This window comes from Agrobacterium sp. 20P9.1.2, from assembly GCF_057799395.1.
Genome location: NZ_JBYOKI010000006.1, coordinates 78,018 through 103,687 on the forward strand (window position 1 = coordinate 78,018; position 25,670 = coordinate 103,687).

At 57.8% G+C, this 25,670-nt stretch carries 28 protein-coding genes; 10 read left to right on the plus strand and 18 right to left on the minus strand.

Features of this window, described 5'->3' with window-relative positions; all coding sequences use genetic code 11:
• Positions 1-30: 30 nt before the first annotated feature.
• From AC27VJ_RS17185 to sdhC, 10 genes are all read right to left on the minus strand, one after another.
• Entirely contained in the window at positions 31-3,027 is a 2,997-nt protein-coding gene (locus AC27VJ_RS17185; RefSeq protein ID WP_488685060.1) for a 2-oxoglutarate dehydrogenase E1 component, read from the minus strand.
• Between the two features lie 159 nt (positions 3,028-3,186).
• Positions 3,187-4,089, minus strand: coding sequence for a succinate--CoA ligase subunit alpha (sucD, locus tag AC27VJ_RS17190; RefSeq protein ID WP_488685061.1), 903 nt, complete (start codon positions 4,087-4,089; stop codon positions 3,187-3,189).
• Positions 4,090-4,107: 18 nt separating this feature from the next.
• Positions 4,108-5,295, minus strand: coding sequence for an ADP-forming succinate--CoA ligase subunit beta (gene sucC / locus AC27VJ_RS17195; RefSeq protein ID WP_488685062.1), 1,188 nt, complete (start codon positions 5,293-5,295; stop codon positions 4,108-4,110).
• Positions 5,296-5,425: 130 nt separating this feature from the next.
• Positions 5,426-6,388 carry a malate dehydrogenase gene (mdh, locus tag AC27VJ_RS17200; RefSeq protein WP_045230854.1) on the minus strand — a complete coding sequence of 321 codons (963 nt, stop codon included), beginning with the start codon at positions 6,386-6,388 and terminating at the stop codon, positions 5,426-5,428.
• Positions 6,389-6,568: 180 nt separating this feature from the next.
• Positions 6,569-7,732 carry a cell division protein ZapE gene (gene zapE, locus AC27VJ_RS17205; protein WP_488685063.1) on the minus strand — a complete coding sequence of 388 codons (1,164 nt, stop codon included), beginning with the start codon at positions 7,730-7,732 and terminating at the stop codon, positions 6,569-6,571.
• A 49-nt stretch (positions 7,733-7,781) separates the two neighbouring features.
• On the minus strand, positions 7,782-8,318 hold the full coding sequence (locus AC27VJ_RS17210) for a protease inhibitor Inh/omp19 family protein (protein WP_113086119.1): 537 nt from the start codon (positions 8,316-8,318) through the stop codon (positions 7,782-7,784).
• Between the two features lie 202 nt (positions 8,319-8,520).
• On the minus strand, positions 8,521-9,300 hold the full coding sequence (locus tag AC27VJ_RS17215; RefSeq protein ID WP_113086118.1) for a succinate dehydrogenase iron-sulfur subunit: 780 nt from the start codon (positions 9,298-9,300) through the stop codon (positions 8,521-8,523).
• Positions 9,301-9,317: 17 nt separating this feature from the next.
• Positions 9,318-11,162 (minus strand): succinate dehydrogenase flavoprotein subunit, encoded by a 1,845-nt coding sequence (gene sdhA, locus AC27VJ_RS17220; RefSeq protein ID WP_488685064.1) that lies wholly within the window; start codon positions 11,160-11,162, stop codon positions 9,318-9,320.
• A 6-nt stretch (positions 11,163-11,168) separates the two neighbouring features.
• Entirely contained in the window at positions 11,169-11,549 is a 381-nt protein-coding gene (sdhD, locus tag AC27VJ_RS17225) for a succinate dehydrogenase, hydrophobic membrane anchor protein (protein WP_488685065.1), read from the minus strand.
• 12 nt (positions 11,550-11,561) lie between these two features.
• Positions 11,562-11,954: a succinate dehydrogenase, cytochrome b556 subunit gene (gene sdhC, locus AC27VJ_RS17230; RefSeq protein WP_353578820.1), complete on the minus strand. Its 393-nt coding sequence runs from the start codon at positions 11,952-11,954 to the stop codon at positions 11,562-11,564.
• Between the two features lie 301 nt (positions 11,955-12,255).
• On the opposite strand from sdhC, the gene AC27VJ_RS17235 reads away from it, so the two are divergent.
• Complete coding sequence (locus AC27VJ_RS17235) at positions 12,256-12,621, plus strand: hypothetical protein (protein WP_488685066.1); 366 nt, start codon at positions 12,256-12,258, stop codon at positions 12,619-12,621.
• 6 nt (positions 12,622-12,627) lie between these two features.
• Here the strand turns inward: AC27VJ_RS17235 and AC27VJ_RS17240 are convergent, their stop codons facing one another.
• From AC27VJ_RS17240 to tsaD, 5 genes are read right to left on the minus strand one after another with little or no spacing between them, the layout of a single operon-like run.
• On the minus strand, positions 12,628-13,272 hold the full coding sequence (locus AC27VJ_RS17240; RefSeq protein WP_488685067.1) for a class I SAM-dependent methyltransferase: 645 nt from the start codon (positions 13,270-13,272) through the stop codon (positions 12,628-12,630).
• The gene (locus AC27VJ_RS17245) at positions 13,269-13,721 is read right to left on the minus strand and encodes an EVE domain-containing protein (protein ID WP_488685068.1); all 453 of its coding nucleotides are present in this window, start codon (positions 13,719-13,721) and stop codon (positions 13,269-13,271) included. Before AC27VJ_RS17245 ends, AC27VJ_RS17240 begins: the two co-directional genes overlap by 4 nt.
• Before the next feature lie 5 nt (positions 13,722-13,726).
• Positions 13,727-14,020 (minus strand): YciI-like protein, encoded by a 294-nt coding sequence (locus tag AC27VJ_RS17250; RefSeq protein WP_062452925.1) that lies wholly within the window; start codon positions 14,018-14,020, stop codon positions 13,727-13,729.
• Between the two features lie 22 nt (positions 14,021-14,042).
• Complete coding sequence (locus AC27VJ_RS17255) at positions 14,043-15,032, minus strand: NAD(P)H-dependent glycerol-3-phosphate dehydrogenase (protein WP_488685069.1); 990 nt, start codon at positions 15,030-15,032, stop codon at positions 14,043-14,045.
• Positions 15,029-16,126, minus strand: coding sequence for a tRNA (adenosine(37)-N6)-threonylcarbamoyltransferase complex transferase subunit TsaD (tsaD, locus tag AC27VJ_RS17260; RefSeq protein WP_488685070.1), 1,098 nt, complete (start codon positions 16,124-16,126; stop codon positions 15,029-15,031). Before tsaD ends, AC27VJ_RS17255 begins: the two co-directional genes overlap by 4 nt.
• Before the next feature lie 72 nt (positions 16,127-16,198).
• Here tsaD and hemC point away from each other — a divergent pair, with 72 nt between their 5' ends.
• The 6 genes from hemC (at position 16,199) to AC27VJ_RS17290 (ending at position 22,138) form a co-directional block, all read left to right on the plus strand.
• Positions 16,199-17,128 (plus strand): hydroxymethylbilane synthase, encoded by a 930-nt coding sequence (hemC, locus tag AC27VJ_RS17265; RefSeq protein WP_062452927.1) that lies wholly within the window; start codon positions 16,199-16,201, stop codon positions 17,126-17,128.
• A gap of 2 nt (positions 17,129-17,130) precedes the next feature.
• Entirely contained in the window at positions 17,131-17,862 is a 732-nt protein-coding gene (locus AC27VJ_RS17270) for a uroporphyrinogen-III synthase (RefSeq protein WP_488685071.1), read from the plus strand.
• 72 nt (positions 17,863-17,934) lie between these two features.
• Positions 17,935-19,299 carry a COG4223 family protein gene (locus AC27VJ_RS17275; protein ID WP_488685072.1) on the plus strand — a complete coding sequence of 455 codons (1,365 nt, stop codon included), beginning with the start codon at positions 17,935-17,937 and terminating at the stop codon, positions 19,297-19,299.
• 3 nt (positions 19,300-19,302) lie between these two features.
• Positions 19,303-20,907, plus strand: a complete 1,605-nt coding sequence (locus AC27VJ_RS17280) for a heme biosynthesis protein HemY (protein ID WP_488685073.1) — start codon at positions 19,303-19,305, stop codon at positions 20,905-20,907.
• A gap of 18 nt (positions 20,908-20,925) precedes the next feature.
• Entirely contained in the window at positions 20,926-21,417 is a 492-nt protein-coding gene (locus AC27VJ_RS17285) for a tellurite resistance TerB family protein (protein WP_488685074.1), read from the plus strand.
• Positions 21,407-22,138, plus strand: coding sequence for a glutamine amidotransferase (locus tag AC27VJ_RS17290; RefSeq protein WP_488685075.1), 732 nt, complete (start codon positions 21,407-21,409; stop codon positions 22,136-22,138). The genes AC27VJ_RS17285 and AC27VJ_RS17290 overlap by 11 nt, the downstream gene beginning before the upstream one ends.
• A 5-nt stretch (positions 22,139-22,143) precedes the next feature.
• Here the strand turns inward: AC27VJ_RS17290 and AC27VJ_RS17295 are convergent, their stop codons facing one another.
• On the minus strand, positions 22,144-22,575 hold the full coding sequence (locus tag AC27VJ_RS17295; RefSeq protein ID WP_113086106.1) for a FliM/FliN family flagellar motor switch protein: 432 nt from the start codon (positions 22,573-22,575) through the stop codon (positions 22,144-22,146).
• A 414-nt stretch (positions 22,576-22,989) separates the two neighbouring features.
• On the opposite strand from AC27VJ_RS17295, the gene AC27VJ_RS17300 reads away from it, so the two are divergent.
• A complete protein-coding gene (locus tag AC27VJ_RS17300; RefSeq protein ID WP_113086105.1) occupies positions 22,990-23,280 on the plus strand; it encodes a YggT family protein in 291 nt (96 codons plus the stop codon).
• A gap of 83 nt (positions 23,281-23,363) precedes the next feature.
• Here AC27VJ_RS17300 and ppa read toward each other — a convergent pair whose 3' ends face one another.
• A complete protein-coding gene (gene ppa / locus AC27VJ_RS17305; RefSeq protein ID WP_113086104.1) occupies positions 23,364-23,897 on the minus strand; it encodes an inorganic diphosphatase in 534 nt (177 codons plus the stop codon).
• Positions 23,898-24,194: 297 nt separating this feature from the next.
• On the minus strand, positions 24,195-24,431 hold the full coding sequence (locus AC27VJ_RS17310) for a hypothetical protein (protein ID WP_113086103.1): 237 nt from the start codon (positions 24,429-24,431) through the stop codon (positions 24,195-24,197).
• A gap of 111 nt (positions 24,432-24,542) precedes the next feature.
• On the opposite strand from AC27VJ_RS17310, the gene AC27VJ_RS17315 reads away from it, so the two are divergent.
• Positions 24,543-25,454, plus strand: coding sequence for an HpcH/HpaI aldolase/citrate lyase family protein (locus AC27VJ_RS17315; protein ID WP_488685076.1), 912 nt, complete (start codon positions 24,543-24,545; stop codon positions 25,452-25,454).
• Positions 25,451-25,657, plus strand: coding sequence for a DUF1737 domain-containing protein (locus AC27VJ_RS17320; RefSeq protein WP_062452936.1), 207 nt, complete (start codon positions 25,451-25,453; stop codon positions 25,655-25,657). Before AC27VJ_RS17315 ends, AC27VJ_RS17320 begins: the two co-directional genes overlap by 4 nt.
• Positions 25,658-25,670: the final 13 nt, after the last annotated feature.

The window sequence follows — 25,670 nt, forward strand, 5'->3', positions numbered from 1 at the left end:
TGTTTTGCGAGGGTGCGTGTGGGAGAGATTTTACTCTCCCAGCGCGTCTTCCAGGAATGCCGCGAGCTGCGCGAGGTGCTTGGACATCAGGCCCGTTGCAGGCGATGCAGCAGCCGGACGACCCGTGTAACGGACCTTCTGGTACTTGGCATCGATATGCGCCAGAACCCATTCCAGATAAGGGTCGATGAACGACCACGCACCCATGTTCTTCGGCTCTTCCTGGCACCAGACCATCTCCGCGTTGCGGAAGCGGGACAGCTCGTTGATGAGCGCCTTGGCCGGGAACGGATAGAGTTGCTCGATGCGCAGCAGGTAGACGTCGTCGATGCCACGCTTTTCGCGCTCTTCGAGAAGATCGTAATAGACCTTGCCTGTGCAGAGCACGACGCGGCGGATCTTCGAATCCTTCTGGAGCTTGATCGGACCGTCCTTGATGACCTCAGCATCGTCCCACAGCAGACGGTGGAAGGAGGACTCGCCACCCAGTTCGGTCAGCGAAGACGTCGCACGCTTGTGGCGCAGCAGAGACTTCGGCGTCATCAGGATCAGCGGCTTGCGGAAGTCGCGCTTCACCTGACGGCGCAGGATGTGGAAGTAGTTAGCCGGCGTCGTGACGTTGGCGACCTGCATGTTGTCTTCGGCGCACATCTGCAACCAGCGTTCCAGACGAGCGGACGAGTGCTCTGGACCCTGACCTTCATAGCCGTGCGGCAGAAGGCAGACGAGACCTGACATACGAAGCCACTTGCGCTCACCCGACGAGATGAACTGGTCGAACACGACCTGTGCACCGTTGGCGAAGTCGCCGAATTGGGCTTCCCACAGCGTCAGCGCATTCGGGCGAGCCAGCGAGTAGCCATATTCGAAACCGAGAACAGCTTCTTCCGAAAGCATGGAGTTGATGACTTCGTAGCGAGCCTGCGTTGGCGCGAGATTGGCCAGCGGAATGTAACGCTCTTCCGTCTCCTGATCGTAAAGAACAGAATGGCGCTGCGAGAAGGTACCGCGTTCGCAATCCTGACCGGACAGGCGAATCTTGTGACCGTCTACGACCAGCGAACCGAATGCCATGGCTTCCGCCATCGCCCAATCCAGACCTTCGCCGGTCTCGATCATCTGTGCGCGGTTTTCCATGAAGCGCTGGATGGTTTTGTGCGCCTTGAAACCCTCAGGAATGGTCGACAGCTTGCGACCGATTTCCTTGAGTTGCTTCATCGGAGCACCGGTCTTGCCACGACGTTGCTCATCGGCATTGTCGGCGGCACGCAGACCGGACCACTGACCGTCCAGCCAGTCGGCCTTGTTCGGCTTGTAGCTCTGGCCGGCTTCGAATTCCTGCTCCAGATTGGCGCGCCAGTCGGCCTTCATCTTTTCGAATTCGCCTTCGGTCAGCAGACCTTCGGCAATCAGGCGCTCCGCATAGATATTCGCAACGGTCTTGTGCGCGCGAATGACCTTGTACATCTTCGGCTGCGTGAAGGACGGCTCGTCGCCTTCATTGTGGCCGAAGCGGCGATAGCAGAACATGTCGATGACGACAGGCTTATGGAACTTCATACGGTATTCGGTCGCAACCTTGGCCGCATAAACCACCGCTTCCGGATCGTCACCATTGACGTGGAAGATCGGCGCTTCGATCATCTTGGCAACGTCGGATGGGTAAGGCGACGAGCGGGAGAAGCCCGGATTGGTCGTAAAGCCGATCTGGTTGTTGATGATGAAATGCATGGTACCGGCAACGCGGTGACCGCGCAGACCGGACAGGCCGAGAATTTCAGCAACCACGCCCTGACCTGCAAAAGCAGCATCACCGTGCAGCAGCAAAGGCAGAACCTTTGCGCGCTCAGACAATGGGATGGTATCGCCATCCCACGACTTGGCAAGCTGGTCCTGCTTGGCGCGGGCCTTGCCCATGACGACAGGGTTGACGATTTCAAGGTGGGACGGGTTGGCCGTCAGGGACAGGTGAACCTTGTTGCCATCGAACTCACGGTCGGAAGACGCACCGAGGTGGTACTTCACGTCGCCTGAACCTTCGACGTCGTCAGGCTTGAACGAACCGCCCTTGAACTCATGGAACACGGCGCGGTGCGGCTTGCCCATGACGTTGGTCAGCACGTTCAGACGGCCACGGTGGGCCATGCCGAGAACGACCTCTTCCAGACCATCCTGACCACCACGCTTGATGATCTGTTCCAACGCCGGAATAAGCGATTCACTACCATCGAGACCAAAACGCTTGGTGCCCTTGAAGCGTACGTCGAGGAACTGTTCGTAGCCTTCGGCTTCGACCAGCTTGGAGAGGATCGCCTTCTTGCCTTCAGCGGTGAATGCAACGCCCTTGTCCGGGCCTTCGATGCGTTCCTGAATCCAGCCCTTTTCTTCCGGGCTAGACATGTGCATGAACTCGACGCCGAGCGTAGAGCAATAGGTGCGCTCTAGAATCTCGATCATCTCGCGAACGCTGGCATATTCGAGGCCAAGGACGTTATCGATGAAAATCTTGCGGTCGTAGTCGCTCTCTTCGAAGCCGTAAGACTTCGGTGACAACTCGTTATAGTCCTCGACAGCGCTGGCAATGCCGAGCGGATCAAGCTTGGCATGCAAGTGGCCGCGCATGCGATAAGCGCGGATCATCATGATGGCGCGCACGCTATCGCGTGTCGCCTGAAGAACCTCAGCTTCGCTGACCGTCTTGCCGCTTTCGGCGCCCTTGGCTTCCGCCTTGGCCTGAACCTTCTTTTCGATGGCCTTTTCAACCGTCGCCCAGTTTCCGTCCAGCGCAGAAATCAGGTCGCCATTGGCCGCAATCGGCCAGTTGGAGCGCTTCCATGAAGCACCCTGGGCGGCTTTCTTCACATCTTCAGGATTGTCGGAAAGCCCCTTGAAGAAGCTCTGCCATTCTGGAGACACGGAGGATGGATCCTCCTCATACCGGGCGTAGAGCTGCTCAATATAGGCTGCATTCGCGCCGTCCAGAAACGACGTGATCGAAAACTGCTCGTTAGCTTCTTGCCTTGTCATTGTGTTTTCGCGGACGTATTCGCCCGCCTCCTCAATCCCGTTGATGACCGTTACCGGTCTGCCGCTTTACGTCTCGATGCAGATGCATCGCTTCTTGTTCTTGCGGCTTCGGGCAGGCTGCCGTTCCCGACACCTGCCCTCTGCCAGATATGTGTGGTCTTAGCCCTTGAGGACTTCGACCAGTGTCTTGCCAAGGCGTGCCGGGGAAGGAGACACCTTGATGCCAGCCGCTTCCATGGCTTCGATCTTGGATTCCGCATCGCCCTTGCCGCCGGAAACGACAGCGCCAGCGTGGCCCATGGTGCGGCCCTTAGGCGCGGTACGACCAGCGATGAAGCCAGCCATTGGCTTCTTACGGCCCTTCTTGGCTTCGTCGATCAGGAACTGTGCTGCTTCTTCTTCTGCTGCGCCGCCGATTTCGCCGATCATGATGATCGACTGCGTGGCTTCGTCAGCGAGGAACATTTCCAGCACGTCGATGAACTCGGTGCCCTTGACCGGGTCGCCGCCGATACCGACAGCCGTCGTCTGGCCGAGGCCTTCGTTGGATGTCTGGAACACAGCTTCGTATGTAAGCGTGCCGGAGCGCGACACAATACCAACCGAACCCTTGCGGAAGATCGAGCCCGGCATGATGCCGATCTTGCACTCTTCCGGCGTCATGATGCCTGGGCAGTTAGGACCGAGCAGACGCGAGCTGGAACGGTCGAGGCGAGCCTTGACGCGAACCATGTCCATGACAGGGATGCCTTCGGTGATGCAGGTGATGAACGGAATTTCCGCTTCGATTGCTTCGATGATGGCATCTGCAGCGCCTGCTGGCGGAACGTAGATAACCGATGCGTCAGCGCCGGTCTTTTCCTTGGCTTCTGCAACCGTTGCATAGATCGGCAGGCTTTCGCCCTTCGAACCGGTCCAGGTTTCGCCACCCTTCTTCGGGTGAATACCGCCGACCATCTGCGTGCCGTAATAAGCAAGCGCCTGTTCGGTGTGGAACGTGCCGGTCTTGCCGGTCAGACCCTGAACAAGGATCTTCGTGTCTTTATTTACGAGAATAGACATTATTTCCGGTCCTTCAAATTAGATCGCCGCAACGATCTTCTTGGCCGCATCGTCCAGGTCGTCAGCAGCCGTAATCGCAAGACCCGATTCGTTCAGAAGCTTCTTGCCCAGCTCAACGTTCGTGCCTTCAAGGCGCACGACGAGAGGAACCTTCAGACCAACTTCCTTCACCGCAGCGATAACGCCTTCAGCGATAACGTCGCACTTCATGATGCCGCCGAAGATGTTGACAAGAATGCCTTCAACCTTCGGGTCAGCCGTGATGATCTTGAACGCAGCCGCGACCTTTTCCTTGCCAGCGCCACCGCCGACGTCGCAGAAGTTTGCAGGCTCTTTGCCGTACAGCTTGATGATGTCCATCGTTGCCATGGCAAGACCGGCACCATTGACCATGCAGCCGATGTTGCCGTCTAGCGCCACATAGGCGAGGTCCCACTTGGAGGCTTCGATTTCCTTGGCGTCTTCTTCGGTCTCGTCGCGCAGCGCCTTGACATCGTCATGGCGGAAGATCGCGTTGCCGTCGAAAGACATCTTGGCGTCGAGAACGCGCAGGTGGCCGTCTGTCATGACGATCAGCGGGTTCACTTCGAGAAGAGCCATGTCCTTCTCGTTGAACGCCTTGTAAAGCGCAGGGAACAGTGCCTTGGCATCGTCAGAAGCAGCGCCGGACAGTTCCAGAGCCTTGGAGATGGCAGCAATGTTTTCGTCCGTCACACCCGTTTCAGGGTTGATGGCGATGGTGTGGATCTTCTCAGGCGTGTCGTGGGCAACAGCTTCGATGTCCATGCCGCCTTCGGTGGAAACCACGAAAGCAACCTGACCGACCGAGCGATCGACCAGCAGCGAGCAATAAAGCTCGCGGTCGATGTCCGCGCCGTCTTCGATGTAGAGGCGGTTGACCTGCTTGCCAGCATCACCCGTCTGCGCTGTCACCAGCGTGTTGCCGAGCATGTCCTTGGCGTGGGAAACGACTTCCTCGATGGACTTGGCCAGACGAACGCCGCCCTTTGCATCGGGACCGAGTTCCTTGAACTTGCCCTTGCCGCGACCACCAGCATGAATCTGGCTCTTGACCACGTAAAGCGGGCCAGGAAGCTGCTTTGCAGCGGCTTCGGCTTCTTCGACCTTGAGGATAGCAACCCCTTCGGCCACCGGCGCACCATAGCCCTTCAGAAGAGCCTTGGCTTGATACTCATGAATATTCATGGATTAATCCCTGTTTGTAGCCACTTAGAGCGTCCCGCGTCTTCAAACGCAGAAGGACGCTCTAAACTATTGAATCTACGCATCGTGCCTTGCAAAACCGACTTCGGTTCAGTGCCGATGCGTCAGGCAATTATTTCAGCGACGGAGCAATGTTGACGCAGGCTTCACAAAGACCCGCAACCGCGCCGACGGACTTCTGGAAGGCAGCTTCCTCGTCCTTGTTGAGTTCGATTTCGATGATGCGCTCGATACCGCCTGCGCCGATGATCGTTGGCACGCCGACATACATGTCGTTCACGCCGTACTGGCCAGAAAGATAGGCCGCAGCTGGCAGAACGCGCTTCTTGTCCTTGAGGTAGGACTCGGCCATCTCGATGGCCGAAGCAGCAGGTGCGTAATAGGCCGAACCGGTCTTCAGCAGACCAACGATTTCCGCACCGCCATCACGGGTGCGCTGAACGATTTCTTCCAGACGCTCGGCAGTCAGCCAGCCCATCTTGACGAGGTCGGTCAATGGAATGCCGCCAACGGTGGAGTAGCGCGCCAGAGGCACCATGGTATCGCCGTGACCGCCGAGAACGAATGCCGTCACGTCCTGAACGGATACATTGAACTCTTCAGACAGGAACAGGCGGAAGCGGGCGCTGTCCAGAACGCCAGCCATGCCGACGACCTTGTTCTTTGGCAGGCCGGAGAACTTCTGGAGAGCCCAGACCATGGCGTCGAGCGGGTTGGTGATGCAGATCACAAAAGCATTCGGGGCATATTTCTTGATGCCAGCGCCGACCTGCTCCATGACCTTGAGGTTGATGCCGAGAAGATCGTCGCGGCTCATGCCCGGCTTGCGCGCTACACCGGCGGTGACGATGCAGACGTCTGCGCCTTCGATGGCAGCATAGTCGGAAGCACCTGTCAGCTTAGCATTGAAACCTTCAACCGGACCGGACTGGGCAATATCCAGACCCTTGCCCTGCGGAATGCCGTCAGCAATGTCGAAGAGGACGATATCGCCCAGTTCTTTCAGACTGGCCAGATGCGCCAGCGTGCCGCCGATCATGCCAGAACCAATAAGTGCAATCTTTTTGCGAGACATCGAATGCTTCCTCTCGAGCTTCAATTCAATTTCGCCGCGGATGTATGGCGGCTTTAAATTGTCGCACTCGACTTAGCTTTATTGGCCCGAAATGGCAACAGATTCTTTTGAGCTCAGTTTTTTCAATCGTTTAGATCATAAAATTCTTACGTAAACGTAAGATATTAAGTTATAAAACTGTCACGCAGCCTGGCGTTTCTCATTGTGTTGAACGAGATAATCAGCGCTTCGCATCTCAAACAGGCGCGACGCCGTCCGGTCGAACTCGAAGCCTTCCGTGCCCTTGCGCTTGCCCAGCAAATCCTCCGGCATGGCAGCAGCAGAAGCAAACAGCCTCGTCGTATGATCGTAGAGAGCATCGATCAGAATGATAAAGCGCTTCGTCTCGTTGCGCTTATCGACATTGAGGAACGGGATATGGTCGATGAAGATCGTATCGAACCGGTCGGCAATGGCCAGAAAATCCGATGCACCCAGCGGCTTTTCGCAAAGGTCGGAGAAGGAAAAGCGCGCGACCCGGCCCGCTGCCCTGGGAACATGGATCGAGCGGCCCTTCATGGCGATTTCCGTCGGTGCGACGGCATGACCTTCCGTCAGCTGGCGCCATGCCATGTCCATGGCCTTGTCTGAAGCATCATCCAGCGGCGTGACATAGACGGGCAGGCTTTTGATCTTTTCCATCCGGTAGTCGGTGGGGCTGTTCAGCGTGACGACAACTACGTGCTGCTGGAGCAAGTCGACAAAGGGTAGAAACAGGCTGCGATTGAGCCCGTCCTTGTAGAGATTGTCGGGCAAGACGTTGGACGTCGTCACCAGCACACAGCCATTGGCGAAGAGCTCGGTAAACAGGCGAGCAAGGATCATCGCATCGGCAATATCGGTGACCGAAAATTCGTCGAAACACAGCAGTTCCGCCTCTGCCAGCAACTGTGCGGCAACCGGTGGAATAGGGTCTGCCTGCTTGGTTTCGCCATTCTTCAATTTCTGACGATGGGCATGTACGCGATTGTGAACATCGGCCATGAATTCGTGGAAATGGCAGCGGCGTTTCTTTTCGACAGGCGCCAGCTGAAAGAACATATCCATCAGCATCGTCTTGCCGCGCCCAACACTGCCCTCGACGTAGAGACCTTTGATGGTTGCAGCGGGTCCGGCTTTTTTGGCAAACATCCAGCCCAGCGCGCTCTTCTTTTTGGCCGGCTTGCGGATTTTGAGATCAGTCAGAATACGGTCGAGCTGGGCGGCCACATCCATCTGTGCGGCGTCGGCCTTCAGCTCGCCAGAGGCGGTCAATGCGTTGAGTTGTTCAACGACGCTGTGATTGTAGTCCGGTAATGGCTTCATGAACGCGCCTCAGACGCGAGCAACGTTGACCGCTGCCCGCGTGACTAAATTATCGGCTGAGGCTGAGTGGCTGACCGCTGTTGGTCGTGCCATCGTAACGCGTGTCGCCCGTCTTGTAGACGCGACCGATCGTATCGCCAGCACGGTTCTTGAACTGAACCATCTTGTTCGACACTTCCCATGAACCCATGGAGGACAGTTCGCCCGCACAACCGCGCGTACCGCCGCGTGAACCGCTGCCCAGATTGGTGAGCGTCAGGAACATATCGCAGCTTGCGCCGCCATTGGACACGCGCCAGTTACCGACCATGGCTTCCTTGGTGACATCCATGGCAGCAGCCGGAGCAGCAGACGCCACGTTCGTACCACCGGGTGCGGCATTGGCAGGCGCTGTCGGGAACTGTGCAGAACCACCGGGCGGCGGCAGGGCGCCGGACTGAACGGACGGCACCGGCTGAGCCTGAAGCGGCGGCGTATAACCGGGATTACCACTGGGACCGCTATTGTTGTAATCGTAAGAGGTACGCTGGCAACCGGCAAGGCTCATTACGACCGCAAGACCCGTCACCACATATCTGAATTGCATCTCAAGCTCCCGATTCTCTGCTTCGGCAAGACCATGTCTACACAAAACGGCTGAATTATTACCAAACTATTAGCTAACACAAGCCGATGACGCGATAATTGCAATTTCAGTCGAATTTTACCGAAAATTTCAGGTCGTTTATATCGAACAGGCCACGACTGGAAGTCGCGGCCTGTCGGTTTTAATCAATCAAGACCGGCACTTACACGCGGCGCTCGACCATCATCTTCTTGATTTCGGCAATCGCCTTCGCCGGATTCAGACCCTTGGGGCATGCCTGCGCACAATTCATGATGGTATGGCAGCGATAGAGGCGGAAGGGGTCTTCAAGGTTATCGAGACGCTCACCGGTGGCTTCGTCGCGGCTGTCGATCAGCCAGCGATAGGCCTGCAAGAGAACGGCTGGACCGAGATAACGGTCGCCATTCCACCAGTAGCTGGGACAGGAGGTGGAGCAGCAGGCGCACAGAATGCACTCATAGAGACCATCCAGCTTCTGACGGTCGTCATGGCTCTGCTTCCATTCCTTGGCAGGCGTCGGAGACACCGTCTTCAGCCAGGGTTCTATGGAGCGATGCTGCGCATAGAAATTCGACAGATCGGGAACGAGGTCCTTCACGACAGGCATGTGCGGCAGCGGGTAGACCTTAACGGTGCCGTTGATTTCTTCCATGCCCTTGGTGCAGGCCAGCGTATTCGTGCCATCGATGTTCATGGCGCAGGAACCGCAAATGCCTTCACGGCAGGAACGGCGCAGCGTCAGCGTCGGGTCGATATTGTTCTTGATATACAGAAGCGCATCGAGAACCATCGGGCCGCAATCATCGACATCGATGTAATAGGTGTCGATGCGCGGGTTCTGGCCGTCGTCAGGGTTCCAGCGGTAAATCCGGTATTCGCGAACATTCTTCGCGGCTGCCGGCTTCGGCCAGACCTTACCTTCGGTCATTTGAGAGTTCTTGGGAAGAGCAAGTTCAACCATGTCCAATTCCTCTCAAATCAATAGACGCGTGCTTTGGGCGCGATCTTCTGGAGATCGATGCCTTCAGCGATAAGATCGGTGTGAACCGGGCGGTAATCGAGCTTCACGTCACCCTGTTCGTTGACCCAGGCCAGGGTGTGCTTGCGCCAGTTCACGTCATCGCGACCACCGAATGGGCCATCGACGAAGTCTTCACGCGCATGGCTGCCACGGCTTTCCTTGCGGGCTTCCGCGCCATAAACCGTGGTGATGGCGTTGGCCATGAGGTTTTCAAGCTCAAGCGTTTCTACCAGATCAGAATTCCAGACCATCGAGCGGTCGGTGACCTTGATATCGGGCAGCTCTTTCCAGATGGCCGAAATGCGCTTGCAGCCACTTTCCAGCGATTCCTGCGTGCGGAACACGGCGGCATCGTCCTGCATGGCGCGCTGCATCTTGTCGCGCAGAACGGCAGTCGGCGTGCTGCCATTGGCGTTGCGCAGACGGTCGAAGCGATCCATGATCTTGTCGCAAGCAGCGACGTTGAGCGCCGGAACAGCGCTCGCACGATCGATGACCTCCGCTGCACGAATAGCGGCAGCACGGCCAAAGACCACAAGGTCGATCAGCGAGTTGGAACCGAGGCGGTTCGCACCGTGAACCGAGGCGCAACCGGCTTCACCCACAGCCATCAGGCCGGGGATGATCCGCTCAGGGTTTTCGCTATCGGCGTTCAGCACTTCACCCCAATAGTTGGTCGGAATGCCGCCCATATTGTAGTGAACCGTCGGCAGAACCGGGATCGGCTCGCGCGTCACGTCCACGCCTGCAAAAATCTTGGCGCTTTCGGAAATGCCCGGCAGACGCTCGTGCAGAATGGCAGGATCGAGGTGATCCAGGTGCAGGAAGATATGGTCCTTGTTCTTGCCAACGCCACGGCCTTCACGGATTTCCATGGTCATGCAGCGCGAGACGACGTCACGCGAGGCAAGATCCTTAGCGGATGGCGCATAACGCTCCATGAAGCGCTCGCCTTCGGAGTTGACGAGGTAACCGCCCTCACCGCGCGCACCCTCGGTAATCAGACAGCCTGCGCCGTAGATGCCGGTCGGGTGGAACTGAACGAATTCCATGTCCTGAAGCGGAAGACCAGCGCGTGCAACCATGCCGCCGCCATCGCCCGTGCAGGTATGTGCCGATGTGGCCGAGAAGTAGGCACGGCCGTAACCGCCGGTCGCCAGAACGACCATCTTGGCGGTAAAGCGATGGATGGTGCCATCATCGAGGTTCCAGGCAACGACGCCCGTGCAGCGGCTGCCATCATCGGACATGATGAGGTCGAGCGCGAAATATTCAATGAAGAATTCGGCGTTGTTGCGCAGCGACTGGCCATAGAGCGTGTGCAGAATGGCGTGGCCGGTACGGTCGGCGGCAGCGCAGGTGCGCTGCACCGGCGGGCCTTCACCGTAGTTCTGCATGTGTCCGCCGAATGGGCGCTGGTAAATCTTGCCTTCGGCGTTACGCGAAAACGGCACGCCGTAATGCTCCAGCTCATAGACCGCCTTTGGCGCTTCCATGGCGAGGTACTGCATGGCGTCCACGTCGCCCAGCCAGTCGGAACCCTTGACGGTATCGTAAAGGTGCCACTGCCAGCTATCCGGCGTCATGTTGTTGAGCGAAGCGGCAATACCGCCCTGCGCCGCGACCGTGTGCGAACGGGTTGGGAAAACCTTGGTGATGCAGGCTGTCTTGAAGCCCTGTTCGGCCATGCCGAGCGTCGCGCGAAGACCCGCGCCACCGGCACCAACGACGATCACATCATAGGAGTGATCGACGTAAGTATAGGCCTTGCCGTTCTGAGAAGGTGAACTGTTGGGTGCCATGACGGATTATCCTGCAAATGCGATTTTCAGAACGGCGAAGAGACAGAGACCAGCCATGATCACCGAGAAGAAGGTGTTGAGCATGAGAAGGGCCAGCTTTGGCACTTCCGCATGCACATAGTCTTCGATGATGACCTGCATGCCGAGCTTCATGTGAATGATGCCGGAGACGACGACGAGCACCATGATCACCGCAACCAGCGGGTTCGACAGGGCAGCCGTCACCTGTTCATAGGGTGCGCCGCCATACATGACGAGGAAGACGACGAAGAAGATCAGCAGCGGTACGTTTGCGACCGCCGTGACGCGCTGGCGCCAGAAGTGCTCCGTGCCTTCCTTGGCAGAGCCAAGACCGCGAACCTTATTGAGAGGTGTACGCATATCCATGGTAATATCTCCTCAGCGCACGATCAGGGCGATAACCCAGATCAGCGCGGTCAGACAGATCGAAGCCACAAAGGACGCCTTGGCCATCTTCGTGGTGAAATGCTTGTCGAAGCCGTGACCCAGATCCCACATGAAATGGCGAAGGCCACCCAACATGTGATGGACCAGCGCCCATGTATAGCCGATCAGAACAAGCTTTCCGATGATCGAGCTCATGGCCCACTGGACCCAGCTGTAAGCATCGACGCCGGACGCCGTCGCAATGAGCCACCAGGCAACCAGCAATGTGCCGAAATACAGCGCACCACCGGTAACACGATGCACGATGGACGCGATCATCGTTGGAATAGGCTTGTAGATTTGAAGATGCGGCGACAAAGGCCGATTGTTTGTCGTATTCGCCATATGGACCTCACGGCGTTTCCTGCGTCCCGAATTGCGGGCGCCCCCAAACAACGCACATGACGAAGGAATGTGCATTGCACCAAGCGCGACCTTTAATCGCACGCGGCCATCACCACAAGCACAATTGACCGTCGAATCGAATTTAATCGATTGTGTATTGAAGAATCTTCCAAATTTTCTGGATCAAAAATAAAATATTCAGCGTTTCCAATTGCTGGAGCAGAGTTTTTCTTACGTTTACGTAAATATTTATGACACTTTACGCGTTGCGCTAGCCTATAAAATCCGGAGAATAAACGTCATGTTATCGGGTCGAATCGCAGTCATCTTAGCAGCAATTACTGTCTCTGTGGCGGGCGTTTCCAATGCGGCGGCAGGCGATGCCTATGGATATTCAAACCATAAACATGGTCATAGGCATCAGGATCGTTCCTTTTATGGCGGAGATGGACTGCCATCCTATATCGGTGGCATCGGCACATATGCGGGTGGCATAGCCGGAATTCGCGACAGAGGTAACGGGATCTATTTTGCCAAGGACCGCTGGAGCAACGAAGGCCGGGCCAACCCCAGTGAGCCGGCAAGACCCCGCATCATTCACGTCAACAGGAAGACAGCGGGTGCCGAGTGCTCTTATGAAGCAGGCGTTTGCGTCATCCGCCCGTAGGTAGGCTCAGACGAACTGCCATACAGTGGTCTTTTTGACGTCGCTGTCCTCAAGCACCCGCGTGACTGGCACTTGATAGGTGGCGCAGGACCGTAATCGTTCTTTGGGCAGATAGGCGCGGCCGGGATCGGCTACCAGAACGCACACGCCCTGATCCGTCACAGCAGAAAACCATGGTGTCAGGTGCTCTGCAAATGCGCGGTCGTAAAACACATCGCCCGCCAGCAGCACATCTGCCTCTATCTCGGTCCCGACAATATTTTCGCCTGAGAACTGAAGCTGCACATCATTGACCGCAGCATTCAGCAAAACCGCTGTCTTTGCCCATGGATCGATGTCAACCGCGATCACGCTTGCAGCGCCCGCCTTGGCGGCGGCGATGGCAACCAGCCCGGAGCCGCTGGCAAAATCCACAACACGCTTTCCCGCAACCACTTCCGGGTGATCGAGAACATAGCGGGCAAGCCCCTGCCCGCCAGCCCAGGCAAAAGCCCAGAATGGCGGTGGCAGGCCAATCTCCTGCAATTCATCTTCCGTTTTCAGCCAGAGATCATGCGCTTCGCTTGCCAGATGCAGCCGAATTTCCGGCACATGTGGCGGGGCCATAATGGTGGTGTTGGCCTGAATGAAGACGCCCGGATCGGTTTTCAATCGGCCCAGTCCGGCGAGCGTGGCGGCTTGTCGAGCTTGCCCATGCGGCAAACCTCGAGATATTCTTCGAGCAACACCGGCTGTACGGAAAGTCGCATGGAGGTGACGAGAGACATCTCGGCAAGCTTGGGGTTGGCCTTCACGTCCTTCAGCGTCACCGGCGAGGGCATGTCGCACACGGCCTTGATGTGAACGCAGTCCCAGCGCGCATCGCCTTCCGCCGTCGAATCCGGCTGCGACAACTCACAGACCTCGACGATGCCGACAACTTCCAGCCCTTCATTGGAATGGTAGAAGAAGCCTTTGTCGCCAATCTTCATGGCGCGCATATTGTTGCGCGCCTGATAATTGCGAACGCCGCCCCATTCTTCGCCAGCCTCGCCCTTGGCCTTCTGCTGCTCCCACGACCATGTGGCAGGCTCGGACTTGAAAAGCCAGTAATTCGCCATTGCTCTTACGCTCCCGGATTGTTGAAAACCCAATTATAGGGCTTCACATCGACGCTTTCGAACAGGCCAGCCTTGGCATAAGGGTCCGCATCAGCCAGCGCCTTTGCCGCATCGATATCAGCCGCTTCCACAATCACGAGACTGCCATTCGGCTTTCCCTCGGCATCCAGAAACGGACCCGCCATTTTCAGCGTTCCCTCGGCATTGAGCTTGTTCAGATGCTCTAGATGAACGGGGCGGGTCTCCATGCGCACATGCAGATGGTCGGGCTTGTCTTTGCAGATGAAGGCAAACAGCATTTCGATCTCCTCTCAAGGGGCCCTATTCGGTGGTGATGGGCCGTGTCATCAATTGTTGAATGGCGGTTTTGATGTCGAGCCTGCCATCGATGATCGCCGCAACGGCATCCGTCACCGGCATCTCGATACCAAGACCATCGGCAAGGCGTGATGCGACAGAAGCAGCGTAAGCGCCTTCCACCAGCCCACCATGGAACGCGCCGGGCTCTCCACCCTGCCCCAGCAGAATACCGAAGCGCAAATTGCGCGATTGATGGCTGGTTGCCGTCAAAACCAGATCGCCAAGGCCCGAAAGGCCGCGAACCGTATCCGCCTGACCACCCATGGCCACCACAAGCCGCGACATTTCCGCCAACCCGCGCGAAATCAGTGCTGCCCGCGCCGAATCGCCAAGCCCTGCGCCTTCAACAATGCCGCCAGCAATCGCCAGCACATTCTTCAGGGCACCGCCCAGCTGCACGCCGATGCGGTCCGTCGATGCGTAGAGCCGAAAGGTGCGCCCGGAAATCGTCTGCGCCAGCCGCTCGGCCACACCGGCATCGGCAGCGGCAACCGCCATTGCCGTTGGCAACCCCTTGGCAATATCCGCCGCAAAACCGGGGCCGGACAAGACGCCGACGGGGTGATGCGGCAATTCATGCTCCAGCACATCCGTCAACAACTGGCCGGAAGAGCGGTCGATACCCTTGGCGCAGGTCACGACGACGGCATCCTTAGCCAGGTAAGGACCATAATGGCGGGCCGCATCCGCCTGCGCCTGCGATGGCATGGCGAAGAGAACGATGCCGGCGTCTTTTAGAACATCCGGTTCGGCGGAATAGTGCAGTGAATCCGGCAGGGCGATGCCCGGCAGCGCCGCATCATGCACGCCATCTTCCCGCAAATCTTCCATCAGGGCGGCATCACGTCCCAGCAAGGTCACGTCATGGCGGTTTTCCAGAGCGACGACCACGGCAATGGCCGTGCCGAAAGCGCCTGCGCCGATGACGACGATCTTTTCGCGTTCCGTCATGCCTTCGCTCCCCGCTTGCCAAAGCCGATCAGCGTTTGCGCCTGCGCATCCAGCGGCCAGCGTGACCGCGGCTGTACATCGAGACTGTCAGGTTCCATGCCCTGCGCCATCCGCTCAAGCCCGGCCCATGCAATCATGGCAGCATTGTCAGTGCACAGTTGCAAGGGCGGTGCGATGAAACGAAAACGGTGCTTGTCACACAAATCCTGCAGCGTGCGGCGGATTTCCTGATTGGCGGCAACGCCACCGGCCACAACAAGGGATGGTCCGCCGTCCACCTCTGGAAACTCGTCCAGAAACCGTTGCAGACCGCGACCGATGCGATCCTTCAACGTGCGTGACACGGCTTTTTGGAACGATGCGCAGATATCGGCAATATCCTGATCCGATAGCGGAGCAATGGCTGTCGCCGCCTGCCGAACAGCCGTCTTCAGACCTGAGAAGGAAAAATCAAGCCGCGCTTCACCCACCATCGGGCGCGGCAGCGGGAAGCGGTCTGCATTCCCTGTTGCTGCGGCCTCTTCAACCGCTGGCCCACCGGGATAGGGGAGCCCCAAAAGCTTCGCCGTCTTGTCAAAGGCTTCGCCCAGCGCATCATCGATGGTCGTGCCCCAGCGTTCATATTGGCCGACACCACGCACGAGGATGAGCTGGGTGTGTCCGCCGGAAACAAGCAGCATGAGGTAGGGAAAGGACAGGCCATCCGTCAGTCGTGCCGTCAGCGCATGGCCTTCCAGATGGTTGACGGCATAGAGCGGCTTGCCCGCCGCCTTGGCAATCGCCTTGCCGGTCATCAACCCCACGATCAGCCCGCCGATCAACCCCGGACCGGAGGTTGCGGCAACGGCATCGATATCGGCAAGTGTGACGCCAGCACCCACCAGCGCTTCCTCGACCAGTGTATCGAGCGCTTCCACATGGGCGCGCGCGGCGATTTCCGGCACCACGCCGCCATAGGCGCTGTGTTCTTCCAGCTGCGACAAAACGACGTCGGAGACGATCTCTCCACGCCCATCGGCATGCCGAACCACCACGGATGCAGCGGTTTCGTCACAACTTGTCTCTATGCCGAGAATACGAAGAAAGGGGGTCATCAGCGGGTTCGTTGATTGCGGTGCTTCAGAAACTTGGGTACGAACACCTCCGGTAACAATGGATAGAAGCGGATGCAAACAAAACCTTTCCGAATCGGCACACGCGGCAGCCCTCTTGCACTCGCACAGGCCACCGAAACCCGTGATCGCCTGATGGCGGCCCATGGTCTTGCGGCTGACATGTTCGAGATCGTGCCGATTTCCACAAAGGGAGACCGCATCGCAGACCGCGCTCTGTCCGAGGTCGGCGGCAAGGGCCTGTTTACCGAGGAGCTGGAAACAAAGCTTCTGTCCGGCGATCTGGATTTCGCCGTGCATTCCTCCAAGGACATGGCGACGAAACTGCCTGATGGTCTCTATCTCTCGGCATTTCTTCCGCGTGAAGATGTGCGCGACGCCTTCATTGGCCGCGCCGCACCGAAACTCATCGAATTGCCGCATGGCGCGACCGTCGGCTCCGCCTCACTGCGTCGCCAGGCACTGATCCGCCGTGTGAGACCGGACCTCAATGTCATTCTCTTTCGCGGTGCCGTGGCAACGCGGTTGCGCAAGCTGGAAGACGGCCTGGCCGATGCGACGCTGCTCGCCTTTGCCGGTCTGAAACGACTGGATATGGCCGACGTGCCGACCGAACTTCTGGAAACGAAGGACTTCCTGCCCGCCCCGGCGCAAGGTGCGATCGGCATCGAAAGCCGCATTGGCGATACCCGCGTCGGCGATCTGCTTGCTGCTATCAACCACTGTCCCACCTATCATGCCGTTTCTTGTGAACGTGCATTTCTCTCGGTGCTGGATGGTTCCTGCCGCACGCCGATTGCCGGCTACGCTACCTGCGATGGCGACGAGCTGCATTTCTCCGGTCTCATCCTCACTCCGGATGGGCGGACGGAACATAGTGTCGAAATGTCAGGCAAATGCACGCAGGCTCTGGAGCTTGGCAAACAGGCAGGAGAACAGGTGCGCGCCGCTGCCGGAACCGGCTTCTTCGAAGGCTGGACCTGAGCATGCGCGTCGTCGTCACACGCCCGCAAGCATCGGGGCAAAAGACGGCGGAACTGTTGCGTGCGCTTGGGCATGAGCCCGTCCTGCTGCCGCTGACCGAACCTGTCCATTTTACCCAAATGGCCAAAAAGGCTTTATCGAAACAACCCTCAGCAATCGCCGTGACGAGCGCGCAGGCCATCCGCGTGCTGACGGAGGGCAATACTCTCACCGCTCACTCGCTGAACACGCCTTTGTTCACGGTCGGCGAAGCATCGGCGCAGGCAGCGCGAGACGCGGGTTTTCGGAACGTCATTGCCGGAAAAAGCGATGGGGTTGCTCTGGCGCAGTTGATTGCCGAGACGTTGCCTTCAGACAATTCGCTTCTCTATCTCGCTGGAAAACCGCGCGAAGCGGGTTTCGAAGAACGACTGGCATCTCTGAATGTGCCGTTCGAAACCGCCGAGATTTATGAAATGCAGCCGGTGGACTGGCAGCACGCGCAGCTTCAAAACCTGCTGGCGGATGCTCCAATCGATGCCGTCCTTCTCTACTCCGCCGAGGCAGCACGCCGTTTTTTTGCGCTGATGGAAACCGAAGCCGTTTCCGTGTCGTTGGATCACTGTAAATTCATCTGCATCAGCACCAAGGTCGTTTCCCATATTCCAGAAGCGTTTCGACACGCAGCACTGGCCAGCGCCACACCCGGCGAGGCCGAAATCTTCGCGCTTCTAGACACGAAGGCGGGAACCTAATTCCCTCTTGCCCCTTTCCTTTGCCGCTATCACTGACTAGGTTTAAGGAAATGCAGGCAGAATGAGGTTGTCATGGTATCGGGAAAGCCGCCACGCCACTCCAAGTCCAACGCCGAGCCGGTCACGATTGACCTGGACGCTAAGGACGTGAAGGAAATCGGCAAGGAAAAGGACGCCGCTGCTGCGGACAATGCTGCCAAGCCTGAACCCGATAAGGACGTGGCACCTGCACCAAGCGCAGCCGTTGATACCCCGAAGGAAAACCCCAAGCCGATCTGGGACCAAGAGGTCAAAAAGCCAATCGAGCCTGAACCGAATATTCACAAGACGGATGACGTGAAAGCTCAACCCGCGAATGCGCAAGAGCCTCCCAAGACGTCGTCTGTTCCTCCCTTCAAGGCAGAGACGCCGAAGCCAAGCCAGACGGCGTCCTCTTCGCCCAAGGTCGAGCCCTCCAAACCTGCTGCGGAAACAAAGACCTCCACAAACACCACGACCAAGCCCAAAACCGAGACTGAAAAAAGTCCCGGAAATTCTGGCCTGCTTGCTGCCGGTATCGTCGGTGGCCTCATCGCATTGCTCGCCGCAGGCAGCATGCAATATGCCGGATATCTCCCGCCCTTTAGCGGAAATGCGGGTTCTTCGGATGAACTGGCGACATTGAAGACACAGGTCGCAAGTCTGCGTGAGCAGATCGCCAGTGCGCCACAGGCGACAGCGGACACGTCGGCACTGGAAACCCGTCTCGCTGCACTGGAAGATTCCGCGTCCGGCGGTGGCGATCTCGCAAACAAGGTGACAGCGCTGGAAAGCACGGTGTCGACTCTCCAGTCTGAGAAGTCGGCACAGGATACCGCCAATGCCGAACTGACGCGCCGCCTGAGTGCTGCGGAAACCAAGATCAACGAGCCGCGCGAAGATATCGAAGTCGCACGCGCCATTGCTTCGGCGGGCCTCAAGGCTGCGATTGACCGTGGCGGACCGTTCCTGACCGAACTCGACACGCTGTCGAAGGTCACACCGAATGATCCGGCCATCCAATCGCTACGGCCCTTTGCCAATACCGGTGTCCCATCCCGCGCGGAACTGACCCGCAATTTCCCCGATGTCGCCAACGCCATGCTGGGTTCGCTCAATCAGGCTGACCCCAATCAGGGCATCTTCGACCGCCTGACGGAAAGCGCCCTGTCGCTCGTCAAGGTTCGTCCCGTCGGCAATGTTGAAGGCGAAGGACCGGAGGCAAAGATTGCCCGGATGGAAGACAAGCTGCGCAATGGCGATCTCAAAGGTGCCGCACTGGAATGGGATGGATTGCCTGAGCCCGCCAAGACCGCATCCGCCGACTTCAAAAAGTCTCTCGATGCCCGCGTACAGGTCGAAGACCTCGTAAACGGCACGCTGACACGCGCCATCAGCAGCACCGGCCAGCAGGGGTAAGACATGACAAAAATCATCAGTTTCGTCGTCATCGTCCTTCTCATCGGCTTCGGTTTTTCATGGCTCGCAGATCGCCCGGGTGTCCTATCCATCGTCTGGCAAGGCCAGTTGATCGAGATGAGCCTCATGGTGGCCGCCTCCATCGTCGCGGCATTGATTGCAGCCGTCATGATCGTCTGGTGGCTTTTCAATACGGTCTGGAACTCCCCTCACGCCGCACGGCGCTATTTCCGCGCCCGCAAGCGGGATCGCGGCTATCAGGCACTTTCGACCGGCCTGATTGCCGCAGGTGCAGGCAACGCCCTTCTCGCCCGCAAAATGACGGCGCGCACGCAAGGCCTGCTCAGCGCCGATCAGGAACCGCTGATCCACCTGCTGGAAGCGCAGGCCGATCTGATCGAAGGCAAATACGATGCTGCCCGCCGTAAATTCGAGGCGATGGCGCAAGACCCCGAAACCCGCGAACTCGGCCTGCGTGGTCTCTACATGGAAGCCCGTCGCCAGGGCGCAAATGAAGCGGCATTGGAATATGCCGAGGATGCCGCAAAGAACGCGCCTTACCTGCCTTGGGCAGCACAGGCGACGCTGGAAAGCAAATCGCGCAGTGGCCAGTGGGATGACGCTATCCGTCTGCTCGACCAGCAGAAGGCGGCACATGTCATAGACCGCGGCGAAGCCGAACGGTTGAAAGCTGTGCTGCTGACGGCGAAGGCGGAAGAGAAATTCGAAAGCGATCCGAAGGCTGCGCGTGAAGATGCCAAGCAGGCATTGAAACTCTCCAAGTCTCTGGTGCCCGCCGCCCTCGTCGCCGCAAAATCCTATCTGCGCGAAGACAATCTGCGCAAGGCTGCTGCCGTTTTGGAGCCGGTCTGGAAAATCGAGCCGCACCCACAGATCGCGCAACTCTATGTCCGCGCTCGTAGCGGCGATACCGCCGTGGATCGCCTCAAGCGCGCCGAGCGGCTGGAAAGCCTGAAACCCAACAATGTCGAGGCTCTGTTCGCTGTTGCGCAGGCAGCTCTTGATGCACAGGACTTTGCCCGCGCCCGCGCCAAGGCGGAAGCTGCGGCACGGATTGAGCCCCGCGAAAGCGTGTTCCTGCTGATGGCCGATATCGAGGAAGCTGAAACGGGTGATCAGGGTCGCATTCGCCACTGGATGGCGCAGGCCTTGCGCGCGCCGCGTGATCACGCCTGGGTCGCGGATGGCATCGTTTCGGACAAATGGCTACCTGCGTCGCCTGTCACCGGACGGCTGGATGCCTTCGAATGGAAAATGCCCTTTGGCCAGGTCGAAGGCCCCGTCGAGGATGTGAGCGTCGATCAGGCGATTTCCTCCTTGCCCGATATTGCCAAGCCGGAAATCCGTGAGAAGATCATCGAGATTCCCGTTCCGGTGAAGGCCGAGCCGGTGATCGTGGCTGAAAGCAAACCGGCTGTGGTCGAAAAGGCGGTCACGCCGAAGAGCGATATCGCCAAGCCCGCTGACGAAAAGCGTGGTGAAAAACAGCCGGAAGCCGTAGCCTTTTTCGGCGGCTTGCCGGACGATCCGGGTGTGAAGAAGCCCAACCCGGAGCCGGACGAAAAAACGCGTCTGAAGCTATTTTGACCGGATTGAAGGAAAGCCATGTTCGAACATATCCAGTCGTTTTTCCAGAACCTCACCCAAAGCGGATCGTCCAAGGATTTTCTGCCGGATGATTTGCGGGTCGCCATCGCAGCGCTCTGTTTTCAGGTGATGGAAGCAGACGGCACCGTCTCCAAGGTTGAACGCCAGCGCCTGCGGGAGCTGCTTCAAGAACATTACCAGCTCAGTTCCGGCAAGCTGGACGCCCTGATGGAAGCGGGCCGTGAGGCCGGACGGGAAGCGGTGGACTATTATCGCTTCACCGCAGATATCCGCCGCCATCTGGACGAGGAAAAACGCATCGAGCTGATCGGCATCCTCTGGGATATCGTCTACGCCGATGGAGAGCGCAACGAGATGGAAGACCACGTCATCTGGCGTGTGGCCGATCTTCTGGGCGTGTCCGTCCGTGACCGCGTTCTGCAGCGTCAGCAGGCGGCGACCCATAAGAACATTCCCGAAGAAAGCGAAAAACAAGAAGATGCTGTTTGACCCATCCTGTCAAAAGGGCAGACAAGACAGCATATTGATCGTCCTCCATCAGGAAAGATCCACACCCGGCAGGGTCGGCCAGATGCTGGTCGAAAAAGGCTACCGGCTGGATATCCGTCGCCCGGCCTTGGGCGACGCCCTTCCCTCCTCGCTTGCCGACCATAAAGGCGCGGTGATTTTCGGCGGTCCGATGAGCGCCAATGACCCAGAGCCCTTCATCAAGACGGAAATCGACTGGCTGAAGGTGCCGCTGAAGGAAAACAAACCTTTCCTCGGCATCTGCCTTGGCGCGCAAATGCTCTCCAAACATCTTGGCGGCAAGGTTCAGCCGCATAAGGAGGGCAAGGTCGAAATCGGCTGGTACCCGCTGCAAACGACGGAGAAAGGTCGGCTTCTGATGAAGCACTGGCCGCAAATGGTCTATCACTTCCACAAGGAAGGCTTCGAACTGCCCCATGGCGCCGATCTGTTGGCATCGGGCGAGACCTATCCTAACCAGGCATTTCGATATGGCAAAAACGCCTGGGGCCTGCAATTCCACGCAGAACTCACCCGCGCCATGATGCAGAGCTGGGTGGTGCGTGGCGCAGAACGCTTTGGCATGCCCAACGCTCAGGTCGGCAGCCAGCATCTGGAAGGCCGCATGATGTTCGATACCGCCCTGCGGGTCTGGCTATCGCATTTTCTCGATATGGTCTTTGACGGCGTGCCGCAGAGATAAGCGGATTAGCTGCGCAGCACTTCCGTCAGCTTGACGCCGATGATGTTGTCGTGGTGATCGGAAACGATCTCACCCCGGCCAATCATCTGCCCGTTGACCCTAATCTCTACCGGATCGCCAAACCGCTTGTTCAGCAGAATGACCTGATCCCGCGTCAGCGACATGAGTGCGGAAACGGGAAGCTGGGCCTGACCGATCACCACTTCCATGGTCAGCGGAATTTCCTCATAGCTTCTGCCCGCCGCCTGTGGCGAAGCCGCGATGACGCGCGCGCCCTCATGGACAGGCTGGCCCCAGTCGGTCAGTTGCGTGCGCACCGCCTGCACAGCAGACACAGCGGGCAAATGTCTGGAAACACCAACGCTATAGGGCTGGCTAAAGCCCGCACCGATAGCAGGCCAGGAGAAAGGCGTAGCACTGTCATCTGAATCCATCATGGAACACCTTCAGCAAATCGAATCAGCCCGTTTCATGGGTTGCTCGCATTTTAATGGTTCGATGCAGCCAAATGGCCGGAAATCTGAAAAGCCCTCACGCGATCGTTAATGAAGATTTAACATCCACAGGCCACCCGACGTTTAGCCGAAACGCTGACGACAATCGCTTCAAAATGGCACGGACATTCAAATCGATACATGTTGAGACCAGGGATCGACGAGCCCTGCCCCATCGTTGAACACATCACGAAGGGTCACGGCAGCGCGGCCTGATCCAACGCCCGAGCGATCTTCTTCTGGGTTGTTATGAGGGCGCGCGATTTGCCTTGCTTTACAGGGCTTGTCGATACACGCCCCACTTGCCGGTTGATGCGCTAATGTCTAAATGTCATCCAACAACGAATGGAGACATTGATGCTTGCCCTGTTTCAGACAATAGATCTGGCTTTGAACCTTTACACCTGGGTGTTGATTGCCAGCGCGATCTTCTCCTGGCTCTACGCCTTCAATGTCATCAATTCTTCGAACCAGTTCGTCGGCGCGATTGGCAGCTTCCTGTATAACGTCACGGAACCAGCCCTGCGGCCCATCCGTCGCATTCTGCCGAACCTCGGCGGCATCGATATCTCGCCGATCATTCTGCTGCTCATCATCTTCTTCATCCGCTCGCTGATGTGGAACACCATCTATCCTCTGGTTGCCTGAGCCTCAGCGATACCGACAAACAAAAAATCCTCCGGATCGATTACCGAGCCGGAGGATTTTCTATTTGGTCTCAAGGGCTGAAATCAGGCCTGAGCCTTGTAGCGCTCAATGGCTTCGACGATCAGCTTGCGGGCAACGTCGACATCCTGCCAGCCGCCCATCTTCACCCACTTGCCGGGCTCCAGATCCTTGTAGTGTTCGAAGAAATGCTCGATCTGCTTCAGCGTGATTTCCGGCAGGTCGGTGTAGTTGCGGACCTTGTCGTAGCGCTGGGTCAGCTTTGGCGCTGGTACGGCGAGAATCTTCTCGTCCTTGCCGCCATCGTCTTCCATGATCATGACGCCGATCGGGCGCACATTGATCACGCAGCCGGGAACCAGCGGACGTGTGTTGCAGATCAGAACATCAATCGGATCGCCATCTTCGGAAAGCGTGTGCGGCACGAAGCCGTAGTTACCCGGATAGGTCATCGGGGTGTAGAGGAAACGGTCAACGATCAGAGCGCCCGCTTCCTTGTCCATCTCGTACTTGATCGGGTGGCCGCCAACCGGCACCTCGACGATCACATTGACGTCATCCGGCGGGTTCTTGCCGATAGAAATTGCATCGATACGCATTCGCTTCCCTCGATTAGGTGGGTTGAACTGGCATGTCGATACTTTGAAAGCCACGGCATTGCAACACGACATGACCGGATACGACGAAAGTCGTCATCCGCTGCACCGGTTTGCATAAATTCGTTTCACTGATTTCTTAGGGTTTGTAGCGATGCGGTTGCCATTAGCGGAGCAGCAAAGATTTTTGCACTCAAGGCAACTGTCCGAATATCGGTGTCGTGTCGGAAATCGCAAAGGGAACGGGCTCGCCTTGGAGCCCGCGACCAATCTCAGAAGTCTATATAAAGACGTCTTGGATCAGAGGTCGATGATGGTACCGCGACCGTCGTTCCACACGCGCATATTCTGCTGTTCGCGATGGCGCGGATTGACGGGGATGGGAGCTGGTTTGAGACGGGCCGAAAAAAGCCGGACCGCGCTGAGCACGGCCAAGGTGCCCACCAGTGCAACCGTCAAGGATGCGGTGAAAAGAGCGGCAAGAGCCAGAACTGCGATGCTGGAAGCCACGATGAAGAATGTACGAATGCCCTGCATGGTTCAAACCTTTCTGTCCAAACGAATGTGGGCCTTCTTTGCGCTGCTTGCAAGAGGATGCACATCGCCTATCTGCTTGCGAATGTCACAAAAGGTTGACACAAGTGCGGCATGGCCGATTTTTATTTTAGCAATACTGTTCGCCCACGCCGTTCGCTTCTGTCGGTGCCTGCCATAAACCTGCGCGCACTTGCAAAACTCAAGACGCTGGATTGCGATGGCGTCATTTTCGATCTGGAAGATTCGGTCGCACCCGATTTGAAAGACGAAGCGCGAAACAATCTCCTGACCCTCTTCAAAGAGACGCCGCTGGCCGGCCGCGAAACCATCATCCGCATCAATCCCGCGTCGACCAATGTCGGACAACGGGACTTGAAGGCGGCCTTGGAATGCGCGCCGAGTGCGATCCTTTTGCCGAAAGTGGAGCAGCCTTCCCATATTCAGGATGTCGCCGAACTTCTGGCAGAAGCCGATGCACCGGAGACCCTCAAAATCTGGGCGATGATCGAGACGCCGAAGGGTGTCCTGAACGCTGCGGCCATTGCCGAATCCTCACACACGCAAGCGGCCCGGCTTGGCGCCTTCGTGGTCGGTCTCAACGATCTGCGCAAGGAAACCCGTGTTCCCGCACAGCCGGGTCGAATGTATCTCGTACCTTGGCTGATGCAGGCCGTGTTGGCGGCGCGTGCCTATGGGCTCGATGTCATCGACAGCGTCTCCAATGATTTCCGCGATCTCGATGCCTTTGCCGCAGAATGCGAGCAGGGCCGCTCCATGGGTTTCGATGGCAAGATGCTGATCCATCCCGCCCAGATCGATGCAGCCAACAAGGCTTTCGCGCCTGCGCAGGAGGCATTGGACGAGGCCCGCGAGATTATTGCGACTTTCGCAAAACCGGAATCTGTGGGATTGAACGTCATCAATTCCAACGGACGCATGATCGAAAGGCTGCATGTCAGCCAGGCCGAAAGGCTTGTGGCGATGGCCGAGATCATCGACCAGAGAAAGGCAGAGAAAGAATGAAAGTCTATCGTTTCATCACCGGTCCCGACGACGCGAAATTTTGTCACCGCGTCACTGAAGCCCTCAACAAGGGCTGGGAACTGGCTGGCTCCCCCACCTATGCCTTCAACGCGGCAACAGGCGTGATGCATTGCGGCCAACCGGTCATCAAGACTGTCGAAGGTAAGGAATACCACCCGGATATGAAGCTGGGCGAACAGTAAGGCCCAAAACGGT

What these genes read in the sequence shown, in the direction of transcription:
- sdhA (WP_488685064.1), bottom strand. Translation starts at nt 11,162, where the DNA reads ATGGCACCCAACAGTTCACCTTCTCAGAACGGCAAGGCCTATACTTAC.
- AC27VJ_RS17315 (WP_488685076.1), top strand. Translation starts at nt 24,543, where the DNA reads ATGGCCGATTTTTATTTTAGCAATACTGTTCGCCCACGCCGTTCGCTT.
- AC27VJ_RS17210 (WP_113086119.1), bottom strand. Translation starts at nt 8,318, where the DNA reads ATGCAATTCAGATATGTGGTGACGGGTCTTGCGGTCGTAATGAGCCTT.
- hemC (WP_062452927.1), top strand. Translation starts at nt 16,199, where the DNA reads ATGCAAACAAAACCTTTCCGAATCGGCACACGCGGCAGCCCTCTTGCA.
- AC27VJ_RS17185 (WP_488685060.1), bottom strand. Translation starts at nt 3,027, where the DNA reads ATGACAAGGCAAGAAGCTAACGAGCAGTTTTCGATCACGTCGTTTCTG.
- AC27VJ_RS17310 (WP_113086103.1), bottom strand. Translation starts at nt 24,431, where the DNA reads ATGCAGGGCATTCGTACATTCTTCATCGTGGCTTCCAGCATCGCAGTT.
- AC27VJ_RS17215 (WP_113086118.1), bottom strand. Translation starts at nt 9,300, where the DNA reads ATGGTTGAACTTGCTCTTCCCAAGAACTCTCAAATGACCGAAGGTAAG.
- AC27VJ_RS17250 (WP_062452925.1), bottom strand. Translation starts at nt 14,020, where the DNA reads ATGCTGTTTGCCTTCATCTGCAAAGACAAGCCCGACCATCTGCATGTG.
- AC27VJ_RS17280 (WP_488685073.1), top strand. Translation starts at nt 19,303, where the DNA reads ATGACAAAAATCATCAGTTTCGTCGTCATCGTCCTTCTCATCGGCTTC.
- AC27VJ_RS17320 (WP_062452936.1), top strand. Translation starts at nt 25,451, where the DNA reads ATGAAAGTCTATCGTTTCATCACCGGTCCCGACGACGCGAAATTTTGT.
- AC27VJ_RS17275 (WP_488685072.1), top strand. Translation starts at nt 17,935, where the DNA reads ATGGTATCGGGAAAGCCGCCACGCCACTCCAAGTCCAACGCCGAGCCG.
- AC27VJ_RS17290 (WP_488685075.1), top strand. Translation starts at nt 21,407, where the DNA reads ATGCTGTTTGACCCATCCTGTCAAAAGGGCAGACAAGACAGCATATTG.
- AC27VJ_RS17285 (WP_488685074.1), top strand. Translation starts at nt 20,926, where the DNA reads ATGTTCGAACATATCCAGTCGTTTTTCCAGAACCTCACCCAAAGCGGA.
- zapE (WP_488685063.1), bottom strand. Translation starts at nt 7,732, where the DNA reads ATGAAGCCATTACCGGACTACAATCACAGCGTCGTTGAACAACTCAAC.
- sdhD (WP_488685065.1), bottom strand. Translation starts at nt 11,549, where the DNA reads ATGGATATGCGTACACCTCTCAATAAGGTTCGCGGTCTTGGCTCTGCC.
- mdh (WP_045230854.1), bottom strand. Translation starts at nt 6,388, where the DNA reads ATGTCTCGCAAAAAGATTGCACTTATTGGTTCTGGCATGATCGGCGGC.
- AC27VJ_RS17235 (WP_488685066.1), top strand. Translation starts at nt 12,256, where the DNA reads ATGTTATCGGGTCGAATCGCAGTCATCTTAGCAGCAATTACTGTCTCT.
- AC27VJ_RS17270 (WP_488685071.1), top strand. Translation starts at nt 17,131, where the DNA reads ATGCGCGTCGTCGTCACACGCCCGCAAGCATCGGGGCAAAAGACGGCG.
- sucD (WP_488685061.1), bottom strand. Translation starts at nt 4,089, where the DNA reads ATGTCTATTCTCGTAAATAAAGACACGAAGATCCTTGTTCAGGGTCTG.
- sucC (WP_488685062.1), bottom strand. Translation starts at nt 5,295, where the DNA reads ATGAATATTCATGAGTATCAAGCCAAGGCTCTTCTGAAGGGCTATGGT.
- ppa (WP_113086104.1), bottom strand. Translation starts at nt 23,897, where the DNA reads ATGCGTATCGATGCAATTTCTATCGGCAAGAACCCGCCGGATGACGTC.
- AC27VJ_RS17295 (WP_113086106.1), bottom strand. Translation starts at nt 22,575, where the DNA reads ATGATGGATTCAGATGACAGTGCTACGCCTTTCTCCTGGCCTGCTATC.
- AC27VJ_RS17300 (WP_113086105.1), top strand. Translation starts at nt 22,990, where the DNA reads ATGCTTGCCCTGTTTCAGACAATAGATCTGGCTTTGAACCTTTACACC.
- tsaD (WP_488685070.1), bottom strand. Translation starts at nt 16,126, where the DNA reads ATGACCCCCTTTCTTCGTATTCTCGGCATAGAGACAAGTTGTGACGAA.
- AC27VJ_RS17255 (WP_488685069.1), bottom strand. Translation starts at nt 15,032, where the DNA reads ATGACGGAACGCGAAAAGATCGTCGTCATCGGCGCAGGCGCTTTCGGC.
- sdhC (WP_353578820.1), bottom strand. Translation starts at nt 11,954, where the DNA reads ATGGCGAATACGACAAACAATCGGCCTTTGTCGCCGCATCTTCAAATC.
- AC27VJ_RS17245 (WP_488685068.1), bottom strand. Translation starts at nt 13,721, where the DNA reads ATGGCGAATTACTGGCTTTTCAAGTCCGAGCCTGCCACATGGTCGTGG.